The sequence below is a fragment of the Streptomyces sp. NPDC046915 genome (assembly GCF_040644935.1).
Taxonomy (GTDB): Bacteria; Actinomycetota; Actinomycetes; order Streptomycetales; family Streptomycetaceae; genus Streptomyces.
This window is the reverse complement of record NZ_JBEYXB010000001.1, coordinates 953,663-979,826: the sequence shown is the minus strand read 5'-3', so window position 1 is coordinate 979,826 and position 26,164 is coordinate 953,663. Positions and strand designations below refer to the sequence as shown.

Annotated in this window: 31 protein-coding genes; 18 read left to right on the top strand and 13 right to left on the bottom strand. The window is 72.2% G+C overall.

The features are described from left to right. Positions 1-15: 15 nt before the first annotated feature. Positions 16-366 carry a sodium:proton antiporter gene (locus tag ABZ915_RS04350; protein ID WP_361795846.1) on the top strand — a complete coding sequence of 117 codons (351 nt, stop codon included), beginning with the start codon at positions 16-18 and terminating at the stop codon, positions 364-366. After that, on the top strand, positions 366-2,135 hold the full coding sequence (locus ABZ915_RS04345; protein ID WP_361795487.1) for a complex I subunit 5 family protein: 1,770 nt from the start codon (positions 366-368) through the stop codon (positions 2,133-2,135). The genes ABZ915_RS04350 and ABZ915_RS04345 overlap by 1 nt, the downstream gene beginning before the upstream one ends. A 15-nt stretch (positions 2,136-2,150) precedes the next feature. Here ABZ915_RS04345 and ABZ915_RS04340 read toward each other — a convergent pair whose 3' ends face one another. Then, entirely contained in the window at positions 2,151-2,813 is a 663-nt protein-coding gene (locus ABZ915_RS04340; protein WP_361795484.1) for a DUF4230 domain-containing protein, read from the bottom strand. A gap of 73 nt (positions 2,814-2,886) precedes the next feature. Next, the gene (locus ABZ915_RS04335) at positions 2,887-3,696 is read right to left on the bottom strand and encodes a helix-turn-helix transcriptional regulator (protein ID WP_361795481.1); all 810 of its coding nucleotides are present in this window, start codon (positions 3,694-3,696) and stop codon (positions 2,887-2,889) included. A 72-nt stretch (positions 3,697-3,768) separates the two neighbouring features. Between ABZ915_RS04335 and ABZ915_RS04330 the strand changes: the two genes are divergently transcribed. Both ABZ915_RS04330 and ABZ915_RS04325 read left to right on the top strand, forming a co-directional pair. Beyond that, a complete protein-coding gene (locus tag ABZ915_RS04330) occupies positions 3,769-4,485 on the top strand; it encodes an SDR family NAD(P)-dependent oxidoreductase (protein WP_361795478.1) in 717 nt (238 codons plus the stop codon). Positions 4,486-4,543: 58 nt separating this feature from the next. Then, the gene (locus ABZ915_RS04325) at positions 4,544-5,506 is read left to right on the top strand and encodes a ribose-phosphate diphosphokinase (RefSeq protein WP_361795475.1); all 963 of its coding nucleotides are present in this window, start codon (positions 4,544-4,546) and stop codon (positions 5,504-5,506) included. A 22-nt stretch (positions 5,507-5,528) separates the two neighbouring features. On the opposite strand, the gene ABZ915_RS04320 is transcribed toward ABZ915_RS04325, so the two are convergent. Next, a complete protein-coding gene (locus tag ABZ915_RS04320; RefSeq protein WP_361795472.1) occupies positions 5,529-5,909 on the bottom strand; it encodes an anti-sigma factor antagonist in 381 nt (126 codons plus the stop codon). 149 nt (positions 5,910-6,058) lie between these two features. After that, complete coding sequence (locus ABZ915_RS04315; RefSeq protein ID WP_361795469.1) at positions 6,059-6,493, bottom strand: MarR family transcriptional regulator; 435 nt, start codon at positions 6,491-6,493, stop codon at positions 6,059-6,061. Positions 6,494-6,597: 104 nt separating this feature from the next. Between ABZ915_RS04315 and ABZ915_RS04310 the strand changes: the two genes are divergently transcribed. Continuing rightward, positions 6,598-8,055: an aldehyde dehydrogenase family protein gene (locus ABZ915_RS04310; RefSeq protein ID WP_361795466.1), complete on the top strand. Its 1,458-nt coding sequence runs from the start codon at positions 6,598-6,600 to the stop codon at positions 8,053-8,055. Between the two features lie 38 nt (positions 8,056-8,093). Then, positions 8,094-9,200, top strand: a complete 1,107-nt coding sequence (locus ABZ915_RS04305) for an NAD(P)-dependent alcohol dehydrogenase (RefSeq protein ID WP_361795463.1) — start codon at positions 8,094-8,096, stop codon at positions 9,198-9,200. Between the two features lies 1 nt (position 9,201). Here the strand turns inward: ABZ915_RS04305 and ABZ915_RS04300 are convergent, their stop codons facing one another. Beyond that, positions 9,202-10,152 carry an NADP-dependent oxidoreductase gene (locus ABZ915_RS04300; RefSeq protein WP_361795460.1) on the bottom strand — a complete coding sequence of 317 codons (951 nt, stop codon included), beginning with the start codon at positions 10,150-10,152 and terminating at the stop codon, positions 9,202-9,204. A gap of 71 nt (positions 10,153-10,223) precedes the next feature. On the opposite strand from ABZ915_RS04300, the gene ABZ915_RS04295 reads away from it, so the two are divergent. Both ABZ915_RS04295 and ABZ915_RS04290 read left to right on the top strand, forming a co-directional pair. Further along, positions 10,224-11,180 carry a helix-turn-helix domain-containing protein gene (locus tag ABZ915_RS04295; RefSeq protein ID WP_361795457.1) on the top strand — a complete coding sequence of 319 codons (957 nt, stop codon included), beginning with the start codon at positions 10,224-10,226 and terminating at the stop codon, positions 11,178-11,180. Between the two features lie 61 nt (positions 11,181-11,241). After that, the gene (locus tag ABZ915_RS04290) at positions 11,242-12,039 is read left to right on the top strand and encodes a hypothetical protein (RefSeq protein WP_361795454.1); all 798 of its coding nucleotides are present in this window, start codon (positions 11,242-11,244) and stop codon (positions 12,037-12,039) included. Between the two features lie 4 nt (positions 12,040-12,043). Here the strand turns inward: ABZ915_RS04290 and ABZ915_RS04285 are convergent, their stop codons facing one another. Continuing rightward, positions 12,044-12,607 carry a TetR/AcrR family transcriptional regulator gene (locus tag ABZ915_RS04285; protein ID WP_361795451.1) on the bottom strand — a complete coding sequence of 188 codons (564 nt, stop codon included), beginning with the start codon at positions 12,605-12,607 and terminating at the stop codon, positions 12,044-12,046. Continuing rightward, on the bottom strand, positions 12,604-12,966 hold the full coding sequence (locus tag ABZ915_RS04280) for a DUF1304 domain-containing protein (protein ID WP_361795448.1): 363 nt from the start codon (positions 12,964-12,966) through the stop codon (positions 12,604-12,606). Before ABZ915_RS04280 ends, ABZ915_RS04285 begins: the two co-directional genes overlap by 4 nt. A 234-nt stretch (positions 12,967-13,200) precedes the next feature. Here ABZ915_RS04280 and ABZ915_RS04275 point away from each other — a divergent pair, with 234 nt between their 5' ends. From ABZ915_RS04275 to ABZ915_RS04255, 5 genes are read left to right on the top strand one after another with little or no spacing between them, the layout of a single operon-like run. Then, complete coding sequence (locus ABZ915_RS04275; protein ID WP_361795445.1) at positions 13,201-14,970, top strand: ATP-binding protein; 1,770 nt, start codon at positions 13,201-13,203, stop codon at positions 14,968-14,970. Between the two features lie 5 nt (positions 14,971-14,975). Then, positions 14,976-15,386, top strand: a complete 411-nt coding sequence (locus ABZ915_RS04270) for a roadblock/LC7 domain-containing protein (protein WP_361795442.1) — start codon at positions 14,976-14,978, stop codon at positions 15,384-15,386. Next, positions 15,383-15,754, top strand: coding sequence for a DUF742 domain-containing protein (locus ABZ915_RS04265; protein WP_361795439.1), 372 nt, complete (start codon positions 15,383-15,385; stop codon positions 15,752-15,754). Before ABZ915_RS04270 ends, ABZ915_RS04265 begins: the two co-directional genes overlap by 4 nt. Continuing rightward, positions 15,735-16,340 (top strand): ATP/GTP-binding protein, encoded by a 606-nt coding sequence (locus ABZ915_RS04260; RefSeq protein ID WP_361795436.1) that lies wholly within the window; start codon positions 15,735-15,737, stop codon positions 16,338-16,340. The genes ABZ915_RS04265 and ABZ915_RS04260 overlap by 20 nt, the downstream gene beginning before the upstream one ends. After that, positions 16,337-17,581 carry a cytochrome P450 gene (locus tag ABZ915_RS04255; RefSeq protein WP_361795433.1) on the top strand — a complete coding sequence of 415 codons (1,245 nt, stop codon included), beginning with the start codon at positions 16,337-16,339 and terminating at the stop codon, positions 17,579-17,581. Before ABZ915_RS04260 ends, ABZ915_RS04255 begins: the two co-directional genes overlap by 4 nt. Before the next feature lie 449 nt (positions 17,582-18,030). On the opposite strand, the gene ABZ915_RS04250 is transcribed toward ABZ915_RS04255, so the two are convergent. Beyond that, positions 18,031-19,062 (bottom strand): 7-epi-alpha-eudesmol synthase, encoded by a 1,032-nt coding sequence (locus ABZ915_RS04250; protein WP_361795429.1) that lies wholly within the window; start codon positions 19,060-19,062, stop codon positions 18,031-18,033. Positions 19,063-19,315: 253 nt separating this feature from the next. Here ABZ915_RS04250 and ABZ915_RS04245 point away from each other — a divergent pair, with 253 nt between their 5' ends. Continuing rightward, positions 19,316-19,708, top strand: a complete 393-nt coding sequence (locus ABZ915_RS04245; protein WP_361795426.1) for a VOC family protein — start codon at positions 19,316-19,318, stop codon at positions 19,706-19,708. 198 nt (positions 19,709-19,906) lie between these two features. On the opposite strand, the gene ABZ915_RS04240 is transcribed toward ABZ915_RS04245, so the two are convergent. Both ABZ915_RS04240 and ABZ915_RS04235 read right to left on the bottom strand, forming a co-directional pair. Further along, positions 19,907-20,203 carry a DUF4235 domain-containing protein gene (locus ABZ915_RS04240; protein WP_361795423.1) on the bottom strand — a complete coding sequence of 99 codons (297 nt, stop codon included), beginning with the start codon at positions 20,201-20,203 and terminating at the stop codon, positions 19,907-19,909. Positions 20,204-20,235: 32 nt separating this feature from the next. Continuing rightward, on the bottom strand, positions 20,236-21,249 hold the full coding sequence (locus ABZ915_RS04235) for a glutathione S-transferase C-terminal domain-containing protein (protein ID WP_361795420.1): 1,014 nt from the start codon (positions 21,247-21,249) through the stop codon (positions 20,236-20,238). A gap of 97 nt (positions 21,250-21,346) precedes the next feature. Here ABZ915_RS04235 and ABZ915_RS04230 point away from each other — a divergent pair, with 97 nt between their 5' ends. After that, positions 21,347-22,366: a cation diffusion facilitator family transporter gene (locus ABZ915_RS04230; protein WP_361795417.1), complete on the top strand. Its 1,020-nt coding sequence runs from the start codon at positions 21,347-21,349 to the stop codon at positions 22,364-22,366. Positions 22,367-22,479: 113 nt separating this feature from the next. Here the strand turns inward: ABZ915_RS04230 and ABZ915_RS04225 are convergent, their stop codons facing one another. Continuing rightward, on the bottom strand, positions 22,480-22,929 hold the full coding sequence (locus ABZ915_RS04225; RefSeq protein WP_361795414.1) for a nitroreductase family deazaflavin-dependent oxidoreductase: 450 nt from the start codon (positions 22,927-22,929) through the stop codon (positions 22,480-22,482). A gap of 144 nt (positions 22,930-23,073) precedes the next feature. Continuing rightward, complete coding sequence (locus tag ABZ915_RS04220; RefSeq protein WP_361795411.1) at positions 23,074-23,706, bottom strand: LysE family transporter; 633 nt, start codon at positions 23,704-23,706, stop codon at positions 23,074-23,076. A gap of 93 nt (positions 23,707-23,799) precedes the next feature. Here ABZ915_RS04220 and ABZ915_RS04215 point away from each other — a divergent pair, with 93 nt between their 5' ends. The 3 genes from ABZ915_RS04215 to ABZ915_RS04205 are packed head-to-tail and all read left to right on the top strand — an operon-like array spanning position 23,800 to position 25,433. Continuing rightward, the gene (locus ABZ915_RS04215) at positions 23,800-23,940 is read left to right on the top strand and encodes a hypothetical protein (RefSeq protein WP_361795408.1); all 141 of its coding nucleotides are present in this window, start codon (positions 23,800-23,802) and stop codon (positions 23,938-23,940) included. Positions 23,941-23,999: 59 nt separating this feature from the next. Continuing rightward, positions 24,000-25,220, top strand: a complete 1,221-nt coding sequence (locus ABZ915_RS04210; protein WP_361795405.1) for a cytochrome P450 — start codon at positions 24,000-24,002, stop codon at positions 25,218-25,220. A gap of 12 nt (positions 25,221-25,232) precedes the next feature. Continuing rightward, on the top strand, positions 25,233-25,433 hold the full coding sequence (locus ABZ915_RS04205) for a ferredoxin (RefSeq protein ID WP_361795402.1): 201 nt from the start codon (positions 25,233-25,235) through the stop codon (positions 25,431-25,433). Between the two features lie 76 nt (positions 25,434-25,509). Here ABZ915_RS04205 and ABZ915_RS04200 read toward each other — a convergent pair whose 3' ends face one another. Then, positions 25,510-26,085 carry a TetR/AcrR family transcriptional regulator gene (locus ABZ915_RS04200; RefSeq protein ID WP_361795399.1) on the bottom strand — a complete coding sequence of 192 codons (576 nt, stop codon included), beginning with the start codon at positions 26,083-26,085 and terminating at the stop codon, positions 25,510-25,512. Positions 26,086-26,164 lie beyond the last annotated feature (79 nt).

The window sequence follows — 26,164 nt, the reverse complement described above, 5'->3', positions numbered from 1 at the left end:
ATCCCTGTGACCGCCGTGCTGCACGTCCTTCCGTACCTGGTCGCCGTATGGGTCTTCCTGACCGGCTGCTACGGCCTGGCCACCAGCCGCAACCTGATCCACGCCATCGGCTGTCTGTCGGTGTGCCAGGCCGCCACCTACGTCCTGCTGCTGGCCGTCGGCTACCGCCGCGGCGGCACCGCCCCGGTGTTCTCCGACATCGCGCCCGGCTCACGGCCGGTGGTCGACCCGGTGGTGCAGGCCCTCGCCCTCACCGACGTCGTCGTCGGTGCCACCGTCACCGCGCTGCTGCTCGCGCTCGTCATCCAGATCGCCAAGCGGCACGGCACGGTCGACCCCGACGAGCTCAGGGAGCTGCGCGGCTGATGCACCGTCTGCTGCCGCTGCTGGTGGCCGTACCGCTACTCGGCGCGGCCCTGCTCGTCGCGACCGGCCGCCGCCTGCCCCGGCTCGCCGCCGAGACCGTGGCCTGCGCCGTCTCCGGCGGCACGGCCGCGCTCGCGCTCGTCCTGCTGCCGGTCTCCTCCCCGCCGCTGGTCGAGTGGGCGGGCGGCTGGGTGCCCGTGCGCGGCGAGAGCGTCGGCATCGTCCTGACCGGGGACGGGCCGGGGCTCGGCATGGCCGCGCTCGTCTCCCTGCTGACGCTGGCGGCGCTGGTGTACTCCTGGCACTACTTCGACGAACCGCCCCGCGGCCACGCCGGTTCCTTCCCCGCGCTGATGCTGCTGTTCCAGGGCGGCATGTGCGGGTTCGCGATCGCCGGCGACCTGTTCAACGCGTTCGTGTTCTTCGAGCTGATGAGCGTCGTCGCCTACGCGCTGACCGGCTACCGGATCGACGATCCGAAGGCCGTGCAGGGCGCGGTCACCTTCGGCGTCCTCAACTCCCTGGGCGCGTACGCCCTGCTGATGGGCATCGGCCTGCTGTACGCCCGTACCGGCGAGCTGGCCATGATGAAGATCGGGCACGGCCTCGACACCGCCGCCGCGCACGGGCGGCCCGACGCGCTCGTCCTCGCCGCCTTCGTGCTGGTCATGACCGGGCTGCTGGTCAAGGCCGCCATCGTGCCCTTCCAGTTCTGGCTCCCGGACGCGCACGCGGTCGCGCCCACCCCCGTGTGCATGCTGCTGTCCGGCGTCATGGTCGAGCTCGGTGTGTTCGGCGTGTGGCGGGTGTACGGCACGGTCTTCTCCGGGCCGGGCGGGATCCCGCCCGCCGACGTGGAACGGGCGTTGGTGGTGCTCGGCGCGGTGACGGCGGCCGTCGGCGCGATCATGTGCTGGTACCAGCGGCACATCAAGCGGCTGCTGGCGTACTCGACCATCGCCCACACCGGGCTGTTCCTCGTCGGCGCCGGCACGCTCACCCCCGAGGCCGACCACGGGGTCGCGCTGTACGTCCTCGGGCACGCGGGGGTGAAGGCGGCGCTGTTCGCCTGCGCGGGCATCCTCCTCGACCGGTACGGCAGCGTCGACGAGTACGCGCTGCACGGCCGGGCCCGGCGGCTGCGCGCGGTCGGCGTGATGTTCACCGCCGGCGCGCTGGGCCTGGCCGGGCTGCCGCCGTTCGGTACGGCGCTCGGCAAGTCGGTCACCGAGGAGGCCGTGGGCGGCCCGCTCACCGTGCTGTACGTCGCCGCGTCCGCGGTGACCGCCGGCGCGGTGCTGCGGGTCGCCGCCCGGGTGTTCCTGGGCCTCGGGCCCCGCCCCGAGGACGTCTCCGAGGACGAGACCAGAGGCTCCGACGAGCGGCCCGAGACCCGCGGCAGGCTGGGCCGGATCCCGGACACCATGACCGCCGTCCCCGCCGTGCTGCTCGCCGGAGCCCTCGCCGTCGGCGTGGTCCCCGGCTTCGCGGAGGCGGTCGCCCGGGCCGTGGACGAGGCCGGGCCGGCCGGTGCCACGGCCGCCGCGGGGTGGACCCCGGCCGGCGTCCTGCTGGGCCTGCTCTCCACGCTGCTGGCCTTCGCCCTCGCCGCGCTGGCCGTCACCCGCCCGAGCCGGACCGCCGCCCCGGCCTGGGCACGGCCGCTGCGCCGCTTGCAGTCGGGCCACGTCGGCGACTACGTGGCCTGGCTGCTGCTGGGCACGACCCTGCTCGGGGCACTCACCCTGCCGGGCGTGCTGGGCGGCTGAGCTCTGGGCGCCGTGTCACGTCCCGTACGACACGTGCACCTCCTTGAAGCCGAGGGAGCCGAGCAGGCCCTGGAGCATGTCGGTGGTGTTCGTCTCGGCCCGCGTGGTCAGCCCGCTGCCCTTCGCCGCGGTGCCGATGTGCTTCACCGCGAGTTCCTGCACGGCGTGTTCGCTGTTGGGGTTGTCCGAGAACAGGTCGCCGAGCCGGTCGAGCAGACCGCGCTGCTTGGACACGGCGTACGAGTGGTCGGGGTCGAGGGCGGGCTTGCCGAGTCGCGCGTGCGGCAGCCGGAGCGTGGCCGACGTGCGGTCGCCGTTGACCGTCACATCGTCCTTGCCCACCTGACCGAGGTCCACGTAGGCGTCCACGTTGCCCGCGCCGACGTACAGGGTGCGGGTGCCGCGGATCGCGTCGGGCAGGTACTTGGCGTTCTTCTCCAGGTCCACGACGACCTGGAAGCTGCCGGAAGCGGCGTCGTAACGGCTCATGTCCTGGATGGACTTCAGGAGCGCGGGGCCGGACCGGTCATGGGTCTCGGTGCCGAACAGGTCCTTGATGCCCGGCAGTACGGCCAGCCGGATCCCGGCGAACAGCACCACGAGCACCAGCACGAACGCGGTCACCACCTTGGCCCAGCCGGGCATGCGCCTGGGCAGGCGCGTGAGGGAAGTCGTCATCGCGACGGTCCTCCTTCCTACAGTGCGCATGCCCGCCAAACGCCGTGACAGACCGGCGTGTTGAGGTCCGTGGCTACACCGTGGCGGCGACCTGGCGCAGGGTGCGGGCCGACGGTGAGCCGGGATCCGCGGTGATCAGGACCACCTCCTGGTCGTCCTCGGGTACCAGCAGCACGTCGCAGTTGAGCCGGAGCCTGCCCAGGACCGGATGGTCGAGGCGCTTGGTGCGGTGGCCGGGGGCGTGCACCGTGTGCATCTCCCACAGCTGCCGGAACTCCTCGCTGCCCGCGCGCAGTTCCCGTAGCAGCGAGCTGAGTCGCGGGTCGTGCGGGTAGCGTCCGGCGGCGCGGCGCAGCCGGGCGGCCGCGATGTGCCCGAACTCCTGCGCGCCGGAACTCTCGTACGTCCGCCCCTCGCCCAGGAACCGGCGCCGGGCCAGGTTCGTCGTCCCGGCGACGAGATCGCCGCCCAGCAGGATCCGCGCCAGGGGGTTGACGGCGACCAGGCCGTAGGACGCGTCGGTCACGATCGCGGCGGTCTCCGGCAGCCGCTCCAGCATCTGGGCCACGTGCGGCCGTACCCGCCGTACCGGACCGGCGCCGGGCGGCGCCGCCGATCCGGCCAGGCGGAACAGATGGCCGCGCTCGGCCGGAGCCAGCCGCAGGGCCGCCGCCAGCGCCTCCAGGATGCGCGGTGAGGGCCGGGGACCGCGGGCCTGTTCGAGCCGCGTGTAGTAGTCGACGGACATGTGGGCCAGCTCCGCGACCTCCTCGCGGCGCAGGCCGGGCGTGCGGCGCGGGGCGCCCGCGGGGAGCCCGAACTCCTGTGGGCTCAGCGATGCCCGGCGGTCCCGCAGGAAGCGGGCCAGTTCCTGCCTCGCCATGCTGCCTCCCGAAAACTTCCTGGTACAGGTTGTCCCTGGCAGGACGGCCGCGGTCGGGAGACCGTGGCACGTATGAACGATCGCACAGCACTCGTGACCGGTGCCAACAAGGGCATCGGCAAGCACATCGCCCGCCTGCTGGTGACCGAGGGCTTCTCCGTGTACGTGGCCTCCCGGGACGCCGGGCGCGGGGAGCGGGCCGTCGAGGAGATCGGCGAAGGTGCCCGGCCGCTGGTCCTCGACGTCACGGACGCCGGCAGCGTCGCGCGGGCCGCCGCCGCGGTCGACCACCTGGACGTGCTGGTCAACAACGCGGGCATCAACGTGAGTCTCGACCCGCCCTCCGGGACCGGCATCGAGGACTTCCGGCGGACGTACGAGACGAACGTCCTCGGTGTCGTCGCCGTCACCAACGCCTTCCTGCCCGCCCTGCGCCGCTCCCCGCACCCCCGTGTCGTCAACGTCTCCACCGGCCCGGCCTCGTTCACCTGGAGCACCGGCCCCAACCCGCAGTTCGCCCCGGGCAGGCCGGGCTCCGGTGCCTACCGCTCGGCCAAGGCGGCACTCAACATGCTCACCCTGCTGTACGCCCAGGAACTCGCCGGGGACGGCGTCAAGGTCAACGCCCTCGCCCCCGGGCGGCGGGCCACCGACCTCCTCCCGGGGCTGGCCGCCACGGGCGGCGATCCGGCCGAGGCGGCGCGCGGGGCCGTACGGCTGGCACTGCTGCCGGACGACGGCCCGAGCGGCGCGTTCTTCTCGTGGGACGGGACACCCGTGCCGTGGTGAGGCGGGCGGTGTCAGTAGCATGAACCGCGGCCCGTAATGATCATGCGAGGAGCGGATCGTGCGAGACATCGCCGTTTTCAGTGGCAGTGCCCATCCCGAACTGGCGAAGGAGGTCTGCGCCCACCTCGGCGTGCCGCTCAGCCCGACCCGCGTCAGCCGGTTCGCCAACGACTGTCTCGAGGTGCAACTCCAGGCCAACTGCCGGGAGCGGGACGTCTTCCTCATCCAGCCGCTGGTCAGGCCGGTGCAGGAGCACCTCGTCGAGCTGCTGCTGATGTGCGACGCGGCTCGCGGGGCGTCCGCCGCGCGCATCACGGTCGTCATGCCGCACTACTCCTACGCCCGCTCCGACAAGAAGGACGCCCCGCGGATCTCCCTCGGGGGCCGCCTGGTCGCCGACCTGATGGTGGCGGCGGGCGCGAGCCGGGTCCTCGCCATGACCCTGCACGCCCCCCAGGTGCACGGCTTCTTCTCGGTTCCGGTGGACCACCTGCACGCGCTGCGTGAACTGGCCGCGCACTTCCGGCGGTACGACCTGACGCGCACCACCGTCGTCTCGCCCGACCTGGGCAACGCCAAGGAGGCCGCCGCCTTCGCCCGGCTGATCGGCGCGCAGGTGGCCGCCGGCGCCAAGCAGCGGTTCGCCGACGACCGGGTGAGCATCAGCTCGGTCATCGGCGACGTGGCCGGGCGGGATGTCATCGTGCTGGACGACGAGATCGCCAAGGGCAGCACCGTGCTGGAACTCCTGGACCGGCTGCGGGAGTTGGGGCCGCGCTCGATCCGGGTGGCGTGCACGCACGGGCTGTTCGCGGCGGGCGCCCTGAAACGGCTGACCGAGCAGCCGGACGTACTGGAGATCGTGTGCACCAACACCGTGCCGGTCCCCGAGAACGGACACGGTGAGTACACCGCCAAGCTGCGTGTCCTGTCCATCGCCCCGGCGCTCGCCGAGGCCGTGCGGCGCATCCACAACGGTGAGTCCGTCAGCGCCCTGTTCGACGAGCCGAGAAGCGAATAGCCGAGAAGGCGAACAGCCGGGGTCACAGCGTGCCGGACGTGGCCTCGGGCTGTTCCAGGGCCTCGTCCAGCGTCGGGCGCGGCGGCAGCAGCCGCGCCATCCCCGTGACCTTCAGGACGCGCAGGGTCAGCGGGTGGGTGCACACCAGGTGCAGCCGCCCGTCGCGCTCCAGCACCCGGCTGCGGGCCCGGTACAGCAGCCGCAGGCCCGAGCAGTCGAAGAACTCGATGTGCCCGAGGTCGATCACGATCCGGACGCCGGGCCGGTCCGTCACCCGGTCCAGGTACGGAGCGATCTCCGTGGCCGCCGCGATGTCGATCTCGCCGCGGAACTCCAGCACCGTGTGCCCGCGGTCCTGGTGGATGCGCAGGTGCGGGGTGAGTGGTGCGGGATCCTGGTGCATGCCGGCGTCACCTCCCACCCGTGCCGGGTCATCCGTTCCCCGCCCAGCAAGTTACCCTCGATAGAGGGAATTTGAGCATGTTCGATTGACATATGTCTTCGACTTTCGCGCGTGTCTTTCTGTGGTGTGCGCGACAGGGTGACGACGCGTCAGGGCTGCGACAGCGCCTGCCAGGCCTTGGAGAGCGCCTGACGGAACTGTTCCTCCTGGTGGGCGGTGAGCTCGGCGACCATCCGTTCCTCCAGCTCCCGCACCGGGTCCGCGAAGCCGGCGAGCAGCTCGCGCCCGGCGTCGGTGAGCAGGATCAGCAGCTCACGCCGGTTGCGCGGATTGCGCTCCCGCCGTACGAGCCCCCGGCCCTCGAGGGACCTCACGAGGTCGGCCATGGACTGCGCGGTGACGAACGAGTCGCGCGCCAGCTGTGCCGCCGACAGCCCGTCGTGCCGTTCGAGGACGGTGAGGGCCGTGTACTGAAGGGCCGTGATCCCCGCCGGCTTGACCAGCTCGTCCAGACGTGCGCGCACCACCAGCTCCACCTGCTTGACCATGTAGAGCAATGAGGGGCGTATGCGTGTACCGACCATGCGTGAACACTAGACCATTGACAGGAATCCTGTCTGTAATGAGACTGCGGACCAACAGGAATCCTGTTTGTTGAAAACTTGGCGATCTACGCTGGGGAGTGGCAATGACGACCACCATCGACTCCGGTCCCAGGCAGCTGTTCATCGGCGGACAGTGGTGCGAGGCCGCCGACGGCGCCCGTACGGACGTGACCGACCCGTCCACCGGGCAGGTGGTCACCACCGTCCCGGAGGCGGGCGCCGCCGACGTCGACGCCGCCGTGCGCGCCGCCCGCGAGGCCTACGACGGCGGCGAGTGGTCAGGGCTGAGCGGCCGCGAGCGCGGCCGGATCCTGCACCGGGTCGCCGGACTGATCCGCGAGAACGCCGACGAGCTCGCCGCCCTGGAGAGCCTCGACGTCGGCAAGCCGATCACGCTGTGCGGCGCGGTCGACATCACCAACGCCGCCAACGACTACGAGTACTTCGCCGCCCTCGCCCACTCGCTGGACGGCGCCACCCGCGACACCCCCCTCAACGCCCTCGCCTACACCCGGCGCGAACCCCTCGGCGTCGTCGCCGCCATCACCCCCTTCAACTTCCCGCTGATCCTGGCCGGTTCGAAGATCGGCCCGGCCCTCGCGGCCGGCAACACGGTCGTCCACAAGCCCGCCGACGAGACCCCGCTCAGCGCCCTCCACATGGCGGGTCTGCTACAGAAGGCCGGGGTCCCGGACGGCGTGGTCAACGTCGTCACCGGCACCGGCCCGGTGGCCGGCGAGGCCCTGCTGCGCCACGGGGGCGTCGACAAGATCGCTTTCACCGGTTCCAGCGCCGTCGGGCGGCACGTGGCCGGCGCCGCCGGCGAGGCCCTCAAGCCGGTCACCATGGAACTCGGCGGCAACGCCGCCCACGTCGTCTTCGAGGACGCCGACCTGGAGAAGGCGGTCGGCGCGATCATCAAGGGCTTCGTCTTCAACACCGGGCAGTTCTGCATGGGCGGCCCCCGGCTGCTGGTGGCGCGCCCGGTGTACCGCACCCTGCTGGGCATCCTCGCCGAGGCCGTGCCCGCGGTGCCGGTCGGCGACCCGCGCGACCCGGCCACCGTCGTCGGCCCGATGGCGGGGGAGAGGCACCTGAGGAAGGTCGAGGAGTACGTCGCCCTGGCCCGCCGGGAAGGCGGCCGCATCGTCTGCGGCGGCGAGCGGCTCGGCCTGAACGGCGGCTACTACTACAAGCCCACCGTCATCGCGGACCTGCCGAACGACTCCCGCGTGATCCAGGACGAGATCTTCGGCCCGGTCCTGACCGTGCAGCCCTTCGACACCGAGGACGAGGCCGTCGCCCTCGCCAACTCCACCCCGTACGGCCTGGCCGCGGGTGTGCAGACCTCCCACCTGGCCCGCGCCCACCGCGTCGCCGGCCGCCTCCAGGCGGGCATCGTGTGGATCAACGACTGGGCGATGCTCGACCCCGCGGTGCCCTTCGGCGGGGTCAAGGACTCCGGGTTCGGCCGCGAGTACGGCCCCGAGGCCCTCGCCGCCTACACCAAGGTCAAGTCCGTCGTCGTCTCGCTCGACTGAGCGTCCCCCACACCGCCGAACCGAAAGGAGTGCACGCGATGCCCATCACCACACGCGCCGCAGTGGTCGAGTCCGGGGGAGCGCCCTTCACCCTCTCCGACGTCGTGCTCGACGAGCCGGGACCGCACGAGGCGGTGGTCCGCATGGTGGCGGCCGGGCTGTGCCACACGGACCTGGGCGTGGCGAGCGGCGGACTGCCCTTCCCGCTGCCCGGAGTACTGGGACACGAGGGAGCGGGTGTCGTGGAGGCCGTCGGCTCCGCGGTCACCGGTGTCGCACCCGGTGACCACGTCCTGCTGTCCTTCACCTCCTGCGGCGAGTGCCGCAACTGCCACGGCGGGCACCCCGCGTACTGTGCGACCTGGCTGCCACTGAACCTCATCGGCGGCCGCCGGGCCGACGGCAGCGGCACCGTCAGCCGGGACGGCGAGCCGCTCGGCGGCCACTTCTTCGGCCAGTCCTCGTTCGCCGAACGGGCCCTGGTGGACCGGCGCAGCCTGGTGAAGGTCGACCGGGACCTGCCACTGGCGTCCCTCGCCCCGCTGGGCTGCGGGGTGCAGACCGGTGTGGGCGCCGTCTGGAACGTACTGCGCCCGGTCGCGGGGGACACGGTCGTCGTCCTCGGCGCCGGAGCCGTCGGCCTGTCCGCCGTGATGGCCGCCGCCCTCACCCCGGCCACCACGATCATCGCCGTCGACCGGGTCGCCGAACGGCTCCGACTGGCCCTGGAACTCGGCGCCACGCACACCGTCGACGCGGGCGAGGAGGACCTCGCCACGGCACTCGCCGACATCACCGGCGGCCAGGGCGCCGACGGCGTCGTCGAGACCACCGGCAACGCCGGCGTCCTGCGTCAGGGAGTCGACGCGCTCGCCGCCCGCGGCACCCTGGTCGTCGTCGGCGCCCCGCCCTTCGGTACCGAGGTCGCCCTGGACGTCAACGGAATGCTCGGCGGCAAGCGGATCGTCGGCCTGACCCTCGGCGACAGCGAGACCCAGGCCTTCATCCCCGCCCTGGTCCGGCTGGTGCGGGACGGACGGCTCCCGCTGCACCGCCTGATCAGCACCTATGCGTTCGCGGACATCGAGCAGGCGGTGCAGGACATGAAGGCGGGCAAGGCGATCAAGCCCGTACTCACGTTCTGACTCAGTCCACCAGCAGCACCAGCTTCCCCGTGGTCCGGCCGGTCTCGCCGAGCGCGTGCGCCTCCGCGGCGGCGGCCAGCGGGAAGGTCCCGGCGATCGTGGCGCGCAGCTTGCCCGCCTCCACCAGCTCCGCGATCGCCTTCATGCCGCTGCGCGAGGCGTCGACGAGCATCCGGACCGCCCGTACGCCGAGCCGCCCGGCCTCCTCGGCGAAGTCGTCCGAGCCCACCGGCAGGATCGACACCACGACCCCGCCGGGGCGCAGCACGCGCAAAGAACGCGTGGAGCAGTCGCCGCCGATCGTGTCCAGCACCACGTCGACGTCCTTCACCGCCTCGGCGAAATCCGTCTCGCGGTAGTCGATCGCCTCGTCCACGCCGATGGAGCGCAGGAACTCGTGCTTGCCCGCGCTCGCGGTGCCGATCACGTACGCGCCGCGCGCCTTGGCGATCTGCACGGCCACATGGCCGACGCCGCCGGCCGCCGCGTGGATCAGCACCCGCTGACCGGGCCGCACGTCCGCCGTCTCGACCAGTGCCTGCCAGGCGGTGAGGGAGACCAGCGGCAGGGCGCCCGCCTGCGCGTGGTCCACGGAGGCCGGCTTGTGCGCGAAGGCGCGGGCCGGGCCGGTGACGTACTCGGCGTGCGAGCCGTGGCCGAACGGGTAGGGCAGCATGCCGAAGACCTCGTCGCCGGGCGCGAACGCGGCGACGCCGATGCCGACCGCCTCGACCACGCCGGAGACGTCCCAGCCGAGCACGAAGGGCGGCTCGCCCAGGAAACCACCGGTGGCCCGGTGCTTCCAGTCGGTCGGGTTCACCCCGGCGGCGCGCACCCGCACCAGCACCTCGTTGGGCCTCGGCGCGGGCCGCTCCAGCTCCACTTCCTCGAGTACCTCGGGCCCGCCGAGGACGTCCTGACCGATCGCACGCATGGTGTTCACATGGCTCATGGTGAACCAGCCTGCCCGGCTCCGCCCGCCCGGGAAATGGCATGATTGCCAACATCCGATAAGATCGTGCCATGCGTGGCGAGCGAAGCAAGGAACGGGTCGTGGTCCTGGCCCTCGACGGCGTCTACCCCTTCGAACTGGGCATCCCGAGCCGGATCCTGGGCGCGGCCGACGGCCGGTACGAGGTGCTGACCTGCACGGTCGACGGCGGCCCGGTCCGCACCGCGGCGGACTTCTCGGTCACCGTCGAGCACGGCCCCGAGATCCTCGACACCGCCGGCACCGTGATCATCACGGCCATCACGCCCACCCACATCCCGGACCAACTGCCCGACGCCGTCACCGCCGCGCTCGCCCGGATCCCCGAGCACGCGCGGGTGGTCTCCATCTGCACCGGCGCCTTCGTACTCGCCGCCGCCGGGCTGCTGGACGGGCGCCGGGCCACCACGCACTGGCAGGTCGCCGACGGTTTCCGCCGTCTCTTCCCACGCGTCACCCTCGACCCGGACGTGCTCTTCGTCGAGGACGGCCGTTTCCTCACCTCGGCGGGCGCCGCCTCCGGCGTCGACATCTGCCTGCACCTCGTGCGCTCCGACCACGGCAGCGAACTCGCCAACGCCGTCGCCCGGCGCTGCGTGGTCCCGCCCTTCCGGGACGGCGGCCAGGCCCAGTACATCGAGCAGCCGGTCCCCGACTCAGGCGCCGCGAGCACGGCCGCCACCCGCACCTGGGCCCTGGAACGCCTGGGCGAACCCCTCACTCTCGCCGACCTCGCCGGCCACGCCCGGATGAGCCTGCGCACCTTCGCCCGCCGCTTCGGCGACGAGGTGGGCCTCAGCCCCGGCCGCTGGCTGATCCAGCAGCGCGTCGTCCGGGCCCGGCACCTGCTGGAGTCCAGCGACCTGTCCGTGGACCAGATCGCGGGCGAGGTCGGCTTCGCGACCGGCGCCTCCCTGCGCCAGCACCTGCACGCGGCGATCGGGGTGTCACCGCAGGCGTACCGGCGGACGTTCCAGACGGCCCGCTGAACGTTTCCGTACGCCGTGGCGTCGCAGGAGCGGAAACAGTGGCCGGGGAACGGGGGCGGGCATGCGCGGAGGGATCGTGGCGGTGGCACTGCTGACCGCAGTGACGGCGGTGGCATGCGATGACGGCGGCGGGGAGGACGTCGTGGTCGACGACACGCCTCCCGGCACGTCCTACAGCGGTCCGCTGAACGCGGCCGACGCGCTCGAGTGCGACGGGAAGGTCTTCGACAGCGCCAGGGGCGACGGGTGGAGCAGGGGCGACGGCGGAGGCACACCGGAGGAGGGCCTGAAGGCGTACTTCGACATCTACGAGCCCGAAGTCCCCCGTGCCGGCTACCGCGTCGAACGCGGGGAAGCCGACCGCGTCCTGTACTCCTACGACGTCGGCGGCCGGACCAAGGTGGCCGTCGTGGTCGCCAAGGACCGGAAGAACCGGCCGGGTTGGGGCCCGGAGACCAGCGCTTCCTGCGACCCCGCCGAACTCCCGGCCAGTGTCACCGATTCCTGGGAGTACGAGATCTGGACGGACCGGTCCGGGAGACGGGTACCGGTGACGAAGGTCAGCAGTTCCACCGGCGCCGAGCACTGCGACTGGCAGAGCGCCCGCTTCCTGCGACTCGGCCGGGGCGCGGGCGCCGCCACGTACGTCCGCGACCCCGACGGGCTGTTCGAGGCCGGCACCCAGCTCTCGGCCCCCTACGACGGGGACGCCCGGATGCCCGCCGACGCCCACGACACCGGATACCGCTACCACGACCGGCAGTTGTGGCTCACGGACGACAAGGCGACGGCGTACGTCCGCACGTCCCACGGCGTGGAGGCCTGGCCGCTCGCGCGAGAGGGCCTGGGCTGCAAGTGAGCCGTCACCGGCTGCGATGCAGGGCCACCAGCAACTGCCAGACCTGGTCGGCGACTTCCTCCGGGCTCGCCTGGAGCAGCCCGTGCAGCCAGTCGGCGAGGACACCGGCGAAGGTCGCGGCCACGGCCGAGGCGACGAGCGGGGCGTCGGCCGCGCCCGCCCGTTCGCGCTCGGCCAGGCTGCGGGCCCTGAGGTCCCGGTGCAGGACGTGCCCGAGCGGCCCGCCGCCGCCCGGGGTGAGCAGCGTGCGGTAGAGGGAGGCGTGCGGGGCGAGGCCCGCGAAGAACGCCGGCAGGGCCGGCGGGGCGTGCACCGGGTCGGGCCGGCCGCGCCAGGCGTGCAGCGCCTCGACCGCCTCCCGTACGACGTCCGCGCAGGCGTCGACGGCCAGCGCCTCCAGACCGTCGTAGTGCACGTAGAACGTGGCCCGGCCCACCCCGGCCGTGCGCACCAGCGCCGCCACGCCGACCTCCGCCAGCGGCCGCTCGGCGCACTCCGCGAGCAGGGCCGCGCGCAGCCGCGCCCGGGTGCGGGCGGCCCGCGGGTCCTCGGGCGCGGGCCGGGTCACCGGGCGGCCAGCACGGCGGCCAGGGCGACCGCGCCGGGCAGCGCCTGGGCGAACAGGATGCGCCGGTTGGCCGTGGCCGCCCCGAACACACCTGCGAAGACCACGCAGCACAGGAAGAACACCTGTGCGGCGAAGCCCGTCGGGTCGGCGGCGACCAGCCCCCACACCAGACCGGCCGCGAGGAAGCCGTTGTAGAGGCCCTGGTTCGCGGCCATGGGCGCGGTCGCCCGTGCCATCTCCGCGTCGAAGCCGTGCAGCGCCCGGCCCGGCTTCTTCCGCCACAGGAACATCTCCAACACCAGGATGTACGCGTGCAGGGCCGCCACCAGGCCGACCAGCGTTCTCGCCACGATGTCCACGACCAGTGGGCTCCTTCGTCTACCGGGACAAGTATGAGACAGGTGTCCACAATAGCTGGACACCTGTCCAGGAATCCACTTCGCACCTTCCTGTCGGAGGGTGACTGAACCCTCACTTCCGCGCGACCGTGAGGTTGATCTTTTCGGCTTCAAACCCGATAAGCTCCAGTCCGGCACTGCGAGTTGACGTGCACACCCCCCTGTTCGGATCGTGTTCCCTTTCGAAGGATGCAGATGGAACTCGCCACTCCGCCACCGGCGGCGCGGGCCCCTGTCGCCTGGTACAGCTGGTGGCTGATGCCTCTGGCCTTAGGAGGTGGAACGGTTGCCGCCACCTTCATGAGCTCGGAGCGCATCACCGCCGCCGTCGCCGGTGCCGCCGCGACCGCGGCCGGCGCCGTGTGCGTACGGCTGCTGATCCGCTCCCAGCGGCAACTGCGCCGCCTCGAGGGCGACTTCCGCACCTCTCAGGCCGAGCACTCCCTGCAGTGGCAGCAGCATGTCGCCTCCCTGGAGCGGAAGTTCAGCGCCGAGCGCGCCGCCCTGGACGGGCAGCTGACCGAGCAGTCCGCCGCGTACGACGCCCGGCTCGCCGAGCGGCAGACCGCCTACGACACCCAACTGAGCGAGCAGGCACGGGCGTACGAGCAGCGGATCGCCGACACGGCCACGTCCTATGAGGCCCAGCTCGCCGACCGGGCCGCGGTGTGGCAGGAGGAGATCGCCCACCAGCGCGACGCGGTCGCCCGGCTCGCCGGGGAGCAGCTGCCCGAGGCGCTCCAACGGCTGCGGGCCGGTGACGCCATCGACGACCTGCTGCCCTCGGCCAACCAGTGCGCGAAGGTCGACGCCGAACTCCAGGCCGACCTGCGCCGGATCCTGCGGACCTCGCTGATCGGTCTCGAGGAGGAGTTCAACCGCTCCACCTCCGCCGAACAGGCCGTCATCAGCATCGGCAACCGCATCCACGTCCTGACCAGCAAGCTCCGTGGCCGGCTGCACGAGATGCAGGGCGAGCACGGACGGCTGCCCGCCGTGGCCCGGGGCCTGATGGAGCTCGACCAGGAGCTCGGCCCGGCCGACTCGCTCGCCGCCAGCATCGGCGTGCTCGGCGGCTCGGACCGGCCGGGACGGCAGTGGCAGGAGCCGCAGCGGCTGCTCAGCGTGGTCCGCGGCGGCATCGGCCGGATCAAGGACTTCCACCGGGTCGAGGTGCGCCATCTGCCCGAACTCGGCGTCGACGGCGGTCTGGTGGACCACCTCACGCTCGTCTTCTCCCACCTCCTGGACAACGCCGCCCGCTACTCGCCGCCCACCGAGCCGGTCGTCGTCTCCGGCAAGGAGGTGCCGAACGGCGTCGGCATCGAGATCCAGGACTCCGGCAAGGGACTGAGCGAGGAGAAGAAGCGCGAGGCCGAGCAGTCCCTCGCGGGCACCGCGGCCGGCCCCGGCCTCGGCGGCATCTCGGAGGACGCCAACATCGGCCTGCGCGTGGTCGGCATCCTCGCCCGCCGCTACGGCATCCGGGTCACCTTCGCCGACTCCCCCTGGCTCGGCACCTCGGTGGTCGTCGTGGTTCCGCACAAGTACTTCAGCCCCCTCGCCGCGACCGCCCCGGCGACCGCCCAGGGCTCCGCGCCGGCGGCCGTCCAGGCGTCCACCATCGCCCCGGACATCGCGACCGACCTGGACACCGCGACCGCCCCGGCCGATTCCGCCGGCGCGGTGGACACCACGCCCGGCGGCCTGCCCCGGCGTCGCAGCAAGCGCCGCGAGCCGGAGGACCGACACCAGGCCGAGCGCACCTCGCGGCCCGAGCCGTCCTCCGTCACCGCCGTCCCCCCGGACGCGTCCTTCGCGGGCCTGGCAGCCTTCGCCACGGCGGGCCGCGAGCCCGGCGGGGCCGGACCCGCCCGGAGATTCCCGGAGGCCGACACACCGAACACCCCACGCGAGCCCGCCGGACGCGAGTCCACCGAGCACCGCAACGAAGAGAGCGACTAGTCCACATGACGCAACAGGGAACCGACGTGAGCTGGGCGCTCCGCGATCTGGTGGAGAGCATCCCGGAGATCCGCTTCGCCCTGGTGGCCTCCAGCGACGGCAAGGCCATCACCTCCTTTGGCGCCGAAGACCCCGACGACGTGGACCGCTTCGCGGCCGTGGTGGCCGGCCTCCAGGCCCTCGCCCAGCCGGTCGCCGAGCAGTTCCCCAAGTTCGCGGGACAGCTGCGGCTCGCGATGATCGAGGTCGACGGCGGTCATCTGTTCGTCGTGCGCGCGGGTGTCGAGACGTATCTCGGGGTGCTCGCCCGCGAAGGCCTCGACCAGGGCCTGCTCGGACACCAGATGAGGGATCTGGCCCGCCGGATGGGCGAGCTCCTCGGCACCACTCCGCGCCAGGAGGAGCACTCTGGATGAGTGCCCCCCGCCGGCCCACGGACCCGGCCGGTCTCGAGCGCTACTACGTCCTCACCGGGGGGCGCAGCGGACCGGGCGGGTCGACGTCGAGCCTCGACGTGGCGACCCTCGTCGTCTCCCGCACCAGCCCCTCACCGGGCATGCAGCACGAGCACGAGGAGATACTCCGGCGCTGCCGTGATCCGCTGTCGGTGGCCGAGCTCGGCGCCCATCTCGGATTGCCCTTCAACATTCTCGCGGTGCTGTTGGCGGATCTGCTGGACGCAGGCCGTATTGAAGCCCGTGATCCCATCCCGGCGCACCACGCCGGACGCGGGCCCGACCTCGCGCTCCTCCAGGAGGTACTCAGTGGACTTGAAAGGCTTTGACCGTCCCGGCCGGCCCGCCGCCGGGGGCACCCGCTCGGTCAAGGTGATGATCGCCGGAGGGTTCGGCACCGGCAAGACCACCATGGTCCGCTCCGTCAGCGACATCAAGCCGCTCACCACCGAGGAGACGCTCACCCAGGCCAGCGTCGGCGACGACCACCTCATCGGTGTCGCCGACAAGGCGGAGACCACGGTCAGCCTCGACTTCGGCAAGATCAGCCTCAACGAGAGCCTGATGCTGTACCTGTTCGGCACCCCCGGCCAGGAACGCTTCTGGTTCCTGTGGAACGGCCTGTTCAAAGGGGCGCTCGGCGCGGTGGTCCTGGTGGACACCCGCCGGCTGGCCTCCAGTTTCCGCGCGATCGAGGAGATGGAGCGGCAGGACGTCCCCTTCGTCATCGCGCTGAACATCTTCCCCGACTCCAAGGAACACCCCGTGGAGGAGATCCGGGACGCCCTGGACATCTCGCCGCACACTCCCGTCGTGGTCTGCGACGCCCGCGACCGGGCCTCCAGCCGCGATGTGCTGGTCGCGCTCATCCGCCACTTGCAGGAACGGTCCGCCGTCGCACTGGAGCCCCGATGAACGACCAGCCCCACAGTGCCGACGCCCCGGCCGGGTGCCCCGTCGCCCACGGCGCGGGCATCACCCGGCTGTACGGCCCGGAGTCGGAGACCGACCCGCACGCCATCTACGAGCAGCTGCGCAAGCAGTACGGAGCCGTCGCCCCCGTACTGCTGGAGGGCGACGTCCCCGCGTGGCTGGTGCTCGGCTACCGGGAGAACCGGCGAGTGCTGGACAACCCCCTTCAGTTCAGCCGGGACTCGCGGATCTGGCGGGACTGGACGGAGGGCCGGATCGCCGACACCTCGCCGCTGATCCAGATGGTGGGCTGGCGTCCCGACTGTGTGTCCCAGGACGGCGAACCGCACCGCCGGCTGCGCGCCGCGGTCACGGACAACCTCCAGGCGGTGGCCGGGCGGGGCATCCGACGCCATGTCACACACCTCGCCGGCAAGCAGATCGACGCGTTCGCCGGCGCGGGCCGCGCCGACCTGGTGCGGGACTTCACCGAGCACCTGCCGATGCTGGTGCTGACCCGGGTCATGGGGCTCGCCGAGAGCGAGGGGCGCAGTCTGGCCGAGTCCAGCAACCGGGTCATCAAGGGCGGCGCGGACGCCCTCGCGCACAACGAGAAGATCATGGGCGTCCTCCGCGAACTCGCCGCGCGCAAGCGGGCGGAGCCGGGCTCGGACTTCGCGACCGGGCTGATCGGGCACCACGCGGGCCTCGACGAGGACGAGATCCTGGGCCACCTGCGTCTGGTGCTGATCACCGCCCACACCATGACCAGCAACCTGCTGGCCCGGGTGCTTCAGGTGATCCTCACCGACGTCTCCCGGCGCTCCGAGCTGGTCAGCGGGCAACTGGACATCTCCGCGGTCGTGGAGGAGGTGATGTGGAACACCCCGCCGCTCGCCGTGCTGCCGGGCCGTTTCGCCACCTCCGACCTGGAGTTGGGCGGCTGCCCGATCAAGGAGGGCGACCTGCTGGTCCTCGGCCTGGCGGCGGGCAACGCGGACCCGCAGATCCGGCCGGACACCGCGGTCTCCATGGCCGGCAACCAGTCCCACCTCGCCTTCAGCGCCGGGCCGCACGAATGTCCGGGCCAGAACCTGGGCCAGGCCATCATCGAGACGGCCGTCAACGTCCTCCTCCACCGCCTGCCCGGCCTCCGCCTGGCGGTCCCCCCGGACGAACTGACCTCGACGGCCTCCACCTGGGAGTCCCGACTGGACAGCTTGCCGGTGGACTTCCCCACGTAGGCCTCCGGCGGTCCGGCAGGTTCACCACGGCCTCGGCCCCGCCGGGGGCGCGCACGTTCGGTGCGTCGGGCCGTGGGCTGCTGGTGCTGGTGCTGGTGTTTGCGTTGCTCGCTTGCGGCGGTTCGGCCGGGGGATGGAGTCGCGGCCGTGCCGGGGGCCCGTGCGTTCGGTGCATCGGCCGTTGGTTGCCGGTGCTGGCGCCTGCGGTTGCTTGCCTGCGGCGGTTCGGCCGGGATCGCGGTCTCGGTGATGCCAGGGGAGTGGGCTTGCGGAGAGCCGGGCCGTGCTGCCGCTCACGGGGGAGGGTGTGGTTCGCCCGTGGCTGGTCGCGCTCCTGCGGTGGTACGGGGCCTCCGGCGCCGGTGACCGTGGCGGTCGGCCGCCGGGCCGCCGACCGCCGACCGGTCAGCGGCCCCTCGCCGGACCTCCCGCCCGGCGGCGGCCGGTCGCTACACCGCCAGCAGGTCGTCCACCGAACCGCGGCCGGCGCGTTCGGCGGTGACCGCCGGGCCCTCCTTGGCCGCGGCGTAGCGGCCGGTGGTCAGGGCCCATTCGTAGTTGCCGTTGATCCAGTGCTGGATGGCCTCCACGCCCATCCGCACCCCGGCGCGCTCCTCCTCGTCGAGGCCGAGGTCGTCGCACATCCGCGGGACACGCGCCTCGAGTTCGACGTACTCGTCGAGGCAGGCGCTGGTCATGCGGTACGCCTCGTCCGCCGCTTCCTCCAAGGTGCCGCCCCGCTCCCGTTGCAGCACGCATATCAGGTTGTGGCCGTCGCCCCTGCGCCGCTCGCGCTCGAAGGAGTGGATGTCGTTCATGAACCCGATGGTGTCCGCGGCCAGATCACGCATACGCTCCATCAGCGGATGCGCCTGCACCTGCGCCGGCACCTCGAACCGCCGGCTGCGCTCCCCCGCGTCGATGCTGTGGTGGATGCCGACCGTGCGGCGGCGGAAGGCCGTGTACTCCTCCAGGGCCAGCGTTCCGGCCAGCCCGCGCGCCGCCAGGTCGACCTCCTCGCAGTGCGCCACCAGGAACCGGCCCCAGGAGCCGGCGAACCGGGTACTCCATGTCAGGGACATGCCATCCGAAAGGTGCTGCCAGACCTCCGCCCAGGCCAGCGTGATGGGGCAGACCACGCGCGGCCTGCTGCCCGCCGGACGCAACGGCGTGGCGATCAGCTCGCGCGCGACCTCGGCGATCCGGTCGGCACGGTCCGGCTGGTTCGCGTCGAACTGGTCGTCGAAGAGGAAGGCAAGCGAGAACCAGTTCATCAGCACGACCATGTCCTGGGCCGAGGCGTGCGGATAGGTCCGGGCCGCCGCCTGCGGCAGGTCCCAGGACTGGTACTCGGCGAAGCCGGCCCGGCTGCGCACCAGCCCCATGTCCCAGATCCAGCGCAGATGCCGGGCCCGTGCGTACTCGAGGTGTTCGCTGACGGGAGTGTCGAAGGGCAGGTCGAATCGGACGTCCTGAGGCATGGGCTTCCTTTCGGGAGACGGAACGCAGGTCCCCCCCACCCCTGCGAAGCAGTCCGAAACTGCCCAGACCATAAATGATCTACACCGTGACCCGACCGTGATATGTGTTACTGCCCACACCTCATGAGTCGCGTACACTCCCACAACTCCCAAGGGGCACAGGCCCGGTGCCGGGAAGTGGCCGGCGGCCGACTGAATCCGCGGGGCGGGGATATCCGCAGGGGAGGGTCTCTCCAACCCCACGGAGGAAGCAATGACACTGGTGAAAACGGCCGTTGTGGTGCTCGACTGCGCCGAGCCCGAGAAACTCGCCCAGTTCTACAAGGAGTTGCTGGAGGGTGAGGAGACGGCCGCGTCCGCCAACCTGGTCGAGATCAGGGGGGCCGACGGGGTCCGGCTGGCGTTCCGCCGGGACGTGAACGCGACCCCGCCGAGCTGGCCGCGCCCCGAGAACTCCCTCCAGCTCCACCTGGACTTCCTGGTGGAGGACCTCGACGAGGCCGAGCGCAGGGTGGTCGGGCTCGGCGGCCGGCCCATCGACACCAAGGACGTGGCCGGGCCGTACGAGGAACGCGGCTACGCCGACCCGGCCGGACACTCCTTCACCCTGCGCCTGATGCCTCCCACCGCGCCCAAGCGGGGCTGAGCGCCAGGGCCTGTCCGGCGGATCAGGCCGCAGGAATGGCGGTGCCTTATCGGTGCTGGTGAGCGGGGCGAATGGGGTCCCCTCCCCGCGCGAGCTGGTTCGAGCGTGGGGGAGGGCGTGCCAGGCCCCGCGTCGGCGGCATGATCCGCCGGACAGGCCCCAGGGCGAGCGGGAGGCACCGGTCCGGCCCCCGGCGGGTCAGTCCCGGCCGCCCTTCTCGGCGGCCGGCCACACCCCCGTCGAGCGTTCGATGGCCTTGGCGCCGGTGCGGTCCACGGCGCTGCGCACCACCGCGAAGATGGCGCCCTGGACCGCCGCCGCCAGCAGGATCTCGCCCCAGCCGCGGTCCTCGTCCAGCGCGTCGGGCGCGTCGTCCTCGTGCCGGATCGCCTTCCACGCCTTGCGGAAGGCCAGCCCGGCCAGCGCTCCGCTCGCCCAGCTCAGTACGAAGCCGACGGGCTGGTAGGCGAGGGGCAGCTTCTTCTTCTTGGCCACGTGTGACACTCCTTCGTTGCGATGTGTGCGGTTCAGGGCCGCCCCGCGGCCGGTACCTCCTCACCCGGACGGACCGGCCCGGGTGGTGTTCCGTCGCCGAACGGCCGGCCACCGAGCTCCTCCCGGTGGTGCGGCGCGAGCCAGCCGGCGAGATCCGGCCCGAGCGGCACGATCCCGGTGGGGTTGATACCGGTGTGCACCTGGTAGTAGTGCCGTTTGATGTGGTCGAAGTCGACCGTGTCACCGAACCCGGGCGTCTGGTACAGGTCCCGGACGTACGCCCAGAGCACCGGGTTCTCCGCCAGCTTCCACCGGTTGCACTTGAAGTGACCGTGATAGACGGCGTCGAAACGGACCAGCGTGGTGAACAGCCGGATGTCCGCCTCGGTGAGGGTGTCGCCGACCAGGTAGCGCTGCCGGGCGAGCCGCTGCGTCAGCAGCTCCAGCCGCCGGAAGACCGCCGCGCACGCCGCCTCGTACTCCTCCTGGTGGGTGGCGAAACCCGCACGGTAGACGCCGTTGTTGACGTCCTCGTAGACGTCCGCCATCACCTCGTCGATCTCGTCGCGCCGGGCGGCCGGATACAAGTCGGGTGCTCCGGGGCGCTGCAAGGCCGTCCACTCGGTGGCGAGGTCCAGGGTGAGCCGCTGGTAGTCGTTGGTGACAAGGCAACCGCTCGGCAGGTCCACGACCGCCGGCACGCTCACCCCGCCCGGATAGCCGTTCTCCCGCCTGTCGTAGGCCTCGGCCAGGAAGCGGATGCCGAGCACCGGGTCGCGGCCGTCGGGGTCGAGGGTGAAGCGCCAGCTGCGGTCGTCCTGGACCGGGTCGGCGATCGCCATGGACAGGGCGTCCTCCAGGCCCAGCAGGCGGCGCGAGACCACCGCCCGGCTCGCCCACGGACAGGCGCGGCTGACGACCAGACGGTAGCGGCCGGCCGTCACCGGCCAGCCGTCACGGCCGTCCGCCGTGATCCGGTCGGTGAAGTGGCTCTTGGACCGGGTGAACGTCTTGTGGCCGTAGGCGCGGTTGCCGTCGCCACCCATGTTTCCTCCTTGCCGAACGGGGCGTCCTGAGGAACGCGTTCCCCGATTTACGCCGTCGGCACGGTGTGAGCACTCCCGGCCTGGGCAGTCGGCGGTGGTGAGCGGGACATCGTCGGAAGAAGAGAAGACGCGGCGGCGGACACCGGGGGCGACGGACCCGGCCGGGGCCGGGGACCACAAGACCGATCGCAGGACACGGGTCACCGTCCTGGTGGCGCTCGCCGCCAATCTGGTGATCGCCGCCGCCAAGGCCTTCGGCGGTCTGGTGGCGGGCTCGCCCGCCCTGCTGTCCGAGGCCGCGCACTCGGTCGCCGACAGCCTCAACGAGGTCTTCCTGCTGGCGGCCCTGCGCCGCAGCCGCCGCCCCGCCGACGCACGGCACCCCTTCGGCTACGGCAAGGAGCGGTTCTTCTGGTCCCTCCTGGCCGCCGTCGGCATCTTCGTCATGGGCGGCTGCTTCTCCTTCTTCCAGGGCTTCGAGGCGCTCAGGAACGGCGCTCAGGAGAAGTTCAGCGGCTATGTGGCCGGCCTGATCGTGCTGGGCGTCGCGCTGCTCGCCGAGGGCGCCTCCCTGTTCCGGGCGCTGCACCAGGTGCGCCGGCAGGGCGGCGGCCTGCGCGACCCGGCCCTGCGCACCGTGGTCGCCGAGGACGGCACTGCGGTGATCGGCGTGACCCTCGCCATCATCGGCATGGCGCTGCACATGGCCACCGGGCAGGTCGTCTGGGAGGCGTCCGCCTCGCTGGCGATCGGCGTGCTGCTCGTGTACGTCGCCTACCGGCTGGGGCGCGACGCCCGCGACCAGCTCATCGGGGAGGCCGCCGACCCGGAGCTCAGCGACGGGATCCGGACGCTGCTGGAGCGGCAGCCGGAGATCGACAGCGTGGAGGCGCTCTTCACGATGAAGATGGGCCTCGACTCGACGCTCGTGGCGGCCCGGATCGACCTGATGCCCGGCCTGGACAGTGAGCGGGTCGAGGAGGTCGCCGTACGCATCAAGCAGTCCCTCGCCGAGGCCGTCCCCGAGGCCGACCAGATCTTCCTCGACGTGACCGACCGGCCGGCGGGCGAGGCACGGGAAAGCCCCGCCGCGACGGGGGAACGCGGCGGGGCCTGACGGTCTGGTGCCCGGGTGGAGACGGTCCATGCCTCCCGGAAACAGATTTTTCTAAAATACGGCGTTCCCGGTCCGGAATCGGACCCCGGCGGCACCCCCTCCGCTTCGGCGGATCACTGGCCGTCGGCCGGTTCCAGGACGAAGACCGGGATCTCCCGGGAGGTCTTCTCCTGGTATTCGGCGTACGGCGGGTACGCGGCCACCGCCCGCTCCCACCACCCGGCCTTCTCCTCGCCGGTGACCTCACGGGCCCGCATGTCCTGCTTGACCGCGCCGTCCTGGAGTTCCACGTGCGGGTCGGACTTGAGGTTGAAGTACCACACCGGATGCTTGGGCGCGCCGCCCTGCGAGGCGATCACGGCGTACCGCCCCTCGTGCTCCACCCGCATCAGCGGGGTCTTGCGGATCTTGCCGCTCCTGGCGCCCCGGGACGTCAGCAGGATCACGGGCATCCCCGTGTCCATCAGCGTCGTCCCCTTGGTGCCGCCGGAACTCTCGTACAACTCGACCTGATCGCGCACCCACTGGGTCGGGCTGGGCTCGTACTCGCCCTGGAGAGGCATGACGTTCGTCCCTTCGACGGTCCTGCGGCCTACTGGCACCGTGCCTCAACACCGGCCGGTGCTCGAATCATCCGTACCACGCGTGCACCCGGCCGGATCCGGAACGCGCCCGTCCCGTCCCGGCGTTCTCATCGAGCCACTGTGTCACCCGGGTGCCACCGCCGCCCGCACCGCCAGTGCCATGGTCAGACAGCTCGACAGCAGCGCCGTGACGAGCCGTCCCCGGTGCCCGGTCAGGGCGCGGCCGAGGAGCGCGCCGCCGCCGGCGACCAGCAGCTGCCAGCTGGCGGAGGCGGCGAAGGCGGCGAGGACGAAGAGGCCCTGTTCCAGGGGGCGTACGGCGTCCTGCGCGCGGGTGCCGAGCACGAGGGCGGCGAAGTAGATCACCGTGGTGGGGTTGAGGAGGGTGATCCCGAGCAGGCCGAGATAGGCCCGGCCGGGGCCGGGCGGCGGCTTCTCCGGCCGGGTGGCGAGCCGGTGCGCGCGGTACTGGCGTACGGCGGTCACCGCGCCCAGCACCGCCAGCGCCGCCAGCACCAGGGCCGAGGCCCAGCGCAGCGGCCCGAGCAGCGGCCGCAGGGCCGCCGCGAGCGCGGAGCCGCCCACCGTGGCGAGAAGGGCGTAGAGGCCGTCGGCGCTCGCCACACCGAGCGCGGCCGAGGCGCCGGTCCGCAGGGACGTACGAGCGGTGAGGGAGACCAGGTAGGTCGCGACCGCGCCGACGGGTACGGCTACTCCGTACCCCGCGACCAGGCCGGCGACGAGCGCGGCCGTCATGGGCGCGAGGGCTCGGACCTCCGGGGGCGGCCGGGCTGCTGCCGGACCCGCGTCGGCAGGACGGCGGCGGGCATCGGCGGCAGGATGGCGTCAGTGGTGAACATGCGGGCGATCGTGCGGCCCGCGACCCGGCACCCGCAACCGAATATCGGCCCGATCACGGCGGTCGCACGGACGATGTTCGGCCAGAAAGCGCGGATCACCGATCTGGCCGAACTTGCCGTCGTTCCATAGATGCCCCGGGCATCTAATGAAGATCGGCACGCCGCACCCTTCGTCTGCGAGGTCCGCCCATGACGGAATCGACCGCATCGATGGCTCAGCCCGAGCCCGTCGCCTTCCCCCAGGACCGCACCTGCCCCTACCACCCGCCGACCGCCTACGACCCGCTGCGCGCGCACCGCCCCCTGGCCCGCGTCACCCTGTACGACGGCCGCCCGGCCTGGCTGGTCACCGGCCACACCGCCGCCCGCGCCCTGCTGTCCGACCCGCGGCTGTCCTCCGACCGCACCCGCCACGGCTTCCCGGTGACCACCCCCCGCATCGCCGCCGCCCGTGACCGCAAGGTCGCCCTCCTGGGTGCCGACGACCCCGAACACCACACCCAGCGGCGGATGATGGTCCCGAACTTCACCCTCCGGCGCGCCGCCGAACTGCGGCCCACCATCCAGCGGATCGTCGACGAGCGGCTGGACGCCATGATCGGCCAGGGGCCGCCCGCCGAACTGGTCGACGCCTTCGCGCTGCCGGTGCCGTCCATGGTGATCTGCTCCCTGCTGGGTGTCCCGTACGCCGACCACGAGTTCTTCGAGGAGCAGTCCCGCCGCCTGCTGCGCGGTCCGGAGCCCGCGGACACCCTGGACGCCCGGGACCAACTGGAGGCGTATCTCGGTGAGTTGATCGACGGCAAGGCCAAGAGTCCGGAGCCCGGTGACGCCATCCTCGACGACCTCGTCCACCAGCGGCTGCGCGAGGGCACCCTGGACCGCGCCGAAGTCGTGTCCATGGCGGTCATCCTGCTGGTCGCCGGCCATGAGACCACCGCGAACATGATCTCGCTGGGCACCTTCACGCTCCTCGGGCAGCCCGAGCGGCTGGCCGAGCTCCGTGCCGACCCCGCGCTGCTGCCCGCGGCCGTCGAGGAGCTGATGCGGCTGCTGTCGATCGCCGACGGGCTGCTGCGGACCGCCCTGGAGGACATCGAGGTGGAGGGGACGACCATCCGGGCCGGTGACGGCGTGGTCTTCGCCACCTCGGTCATCAACCGCGACGAGTCCGTCTACGCCGAGCCCGACGCCCTCGACTGGCACCGCCCGTCCCGCCACCACGTCGGCTTCGGCTTCGGCATCCACCAGTGCCTGGGCCAGAACCTGGCCCGCGCCGAGATGGAGATCGCGCTCGGCACCCTCTTCGAGCGGCTGCCCGGGCTACGGCTCGCCGCCCGGCCGGAGGACATCCCCTTCAAACCCGGCGACACGATCCAGGGGATGCTGGAACTCCCCGTGACCTGGTAAGAGGCTCCTGCCATGCACATCCACATCGACAAGGACGCCTGCATCGGCGCGGGGCAGTGCGCCCTCGCCGCCCCCGGCGTCTTCACCCAGGACGACGACGGCTACAGCACCCTGATCCCGGGCCGGGAGAACGGGGACGGCGACCCGATGGTGCGGGAGGCGGCCCGCGCCTGCCCCGTCGGCGCCATCACCCTCCGGGACGCGGCGGACTGACGGACCAGAGCTGTCGCGAACGACGGACCGGGGCTGTCGCGAACGTCCCGGCATTCGTGAGCGCCGGGCGTTCCGGTCAGGCGGGGCTTTCGCGGGTGGTCGCGACTGTCGCCAGCAGCAGTTCCGCCGCCTCTCGGGCCTCGGCCGCCGGCCGTGTGCTCTGCTCGATGCCCGCCGTGACCATGGCCCCTTCCGCCAGCAGGAACAGGGGACCGGCCAGCGCGGCGGGCAGCCCCGCCCGGGTCACGAGAGCGGTGAGGTAGTCCCGGAACGCCCGCTTGTGCGCGACCGCCTGGGCCGCGACGCGCGCCGAGGTGGCACCCAGCTCGCCGTGCGCGTTGATCCAGCCGCAGCCGCGGAAGCCGTCCTCGCCGAACCAGCACTCCAGCCAGTCGAACACGGCCGGCACCCGCCGGACGGGATCCTCCTCGCGCTCCACGTACGCGGCGAGCCTCCCGCGCCACTGCCCGTCCCGCCGCTCCAGGTAGGCCTCGACCAGCTGCTCCTTCGCCGGGAAGAGCTGGTAGAGCCGCTTGAGCGAGACCCCGGAGGCGGTCCGGATCTCGTCCATGCCGACGGACTGGACACCGCGCCGGTAGAACAGCTCCGCGGCGGTGTCCAGCACCCGTTCCCTGGCGGCTGCGCTGTCCATGTACGACCTTTCCCCGACCTGTCCTTGACGCGAGAACGCGCGTTCTCCTACGGTAGCAGCCACACGGGAGAACGTCCGT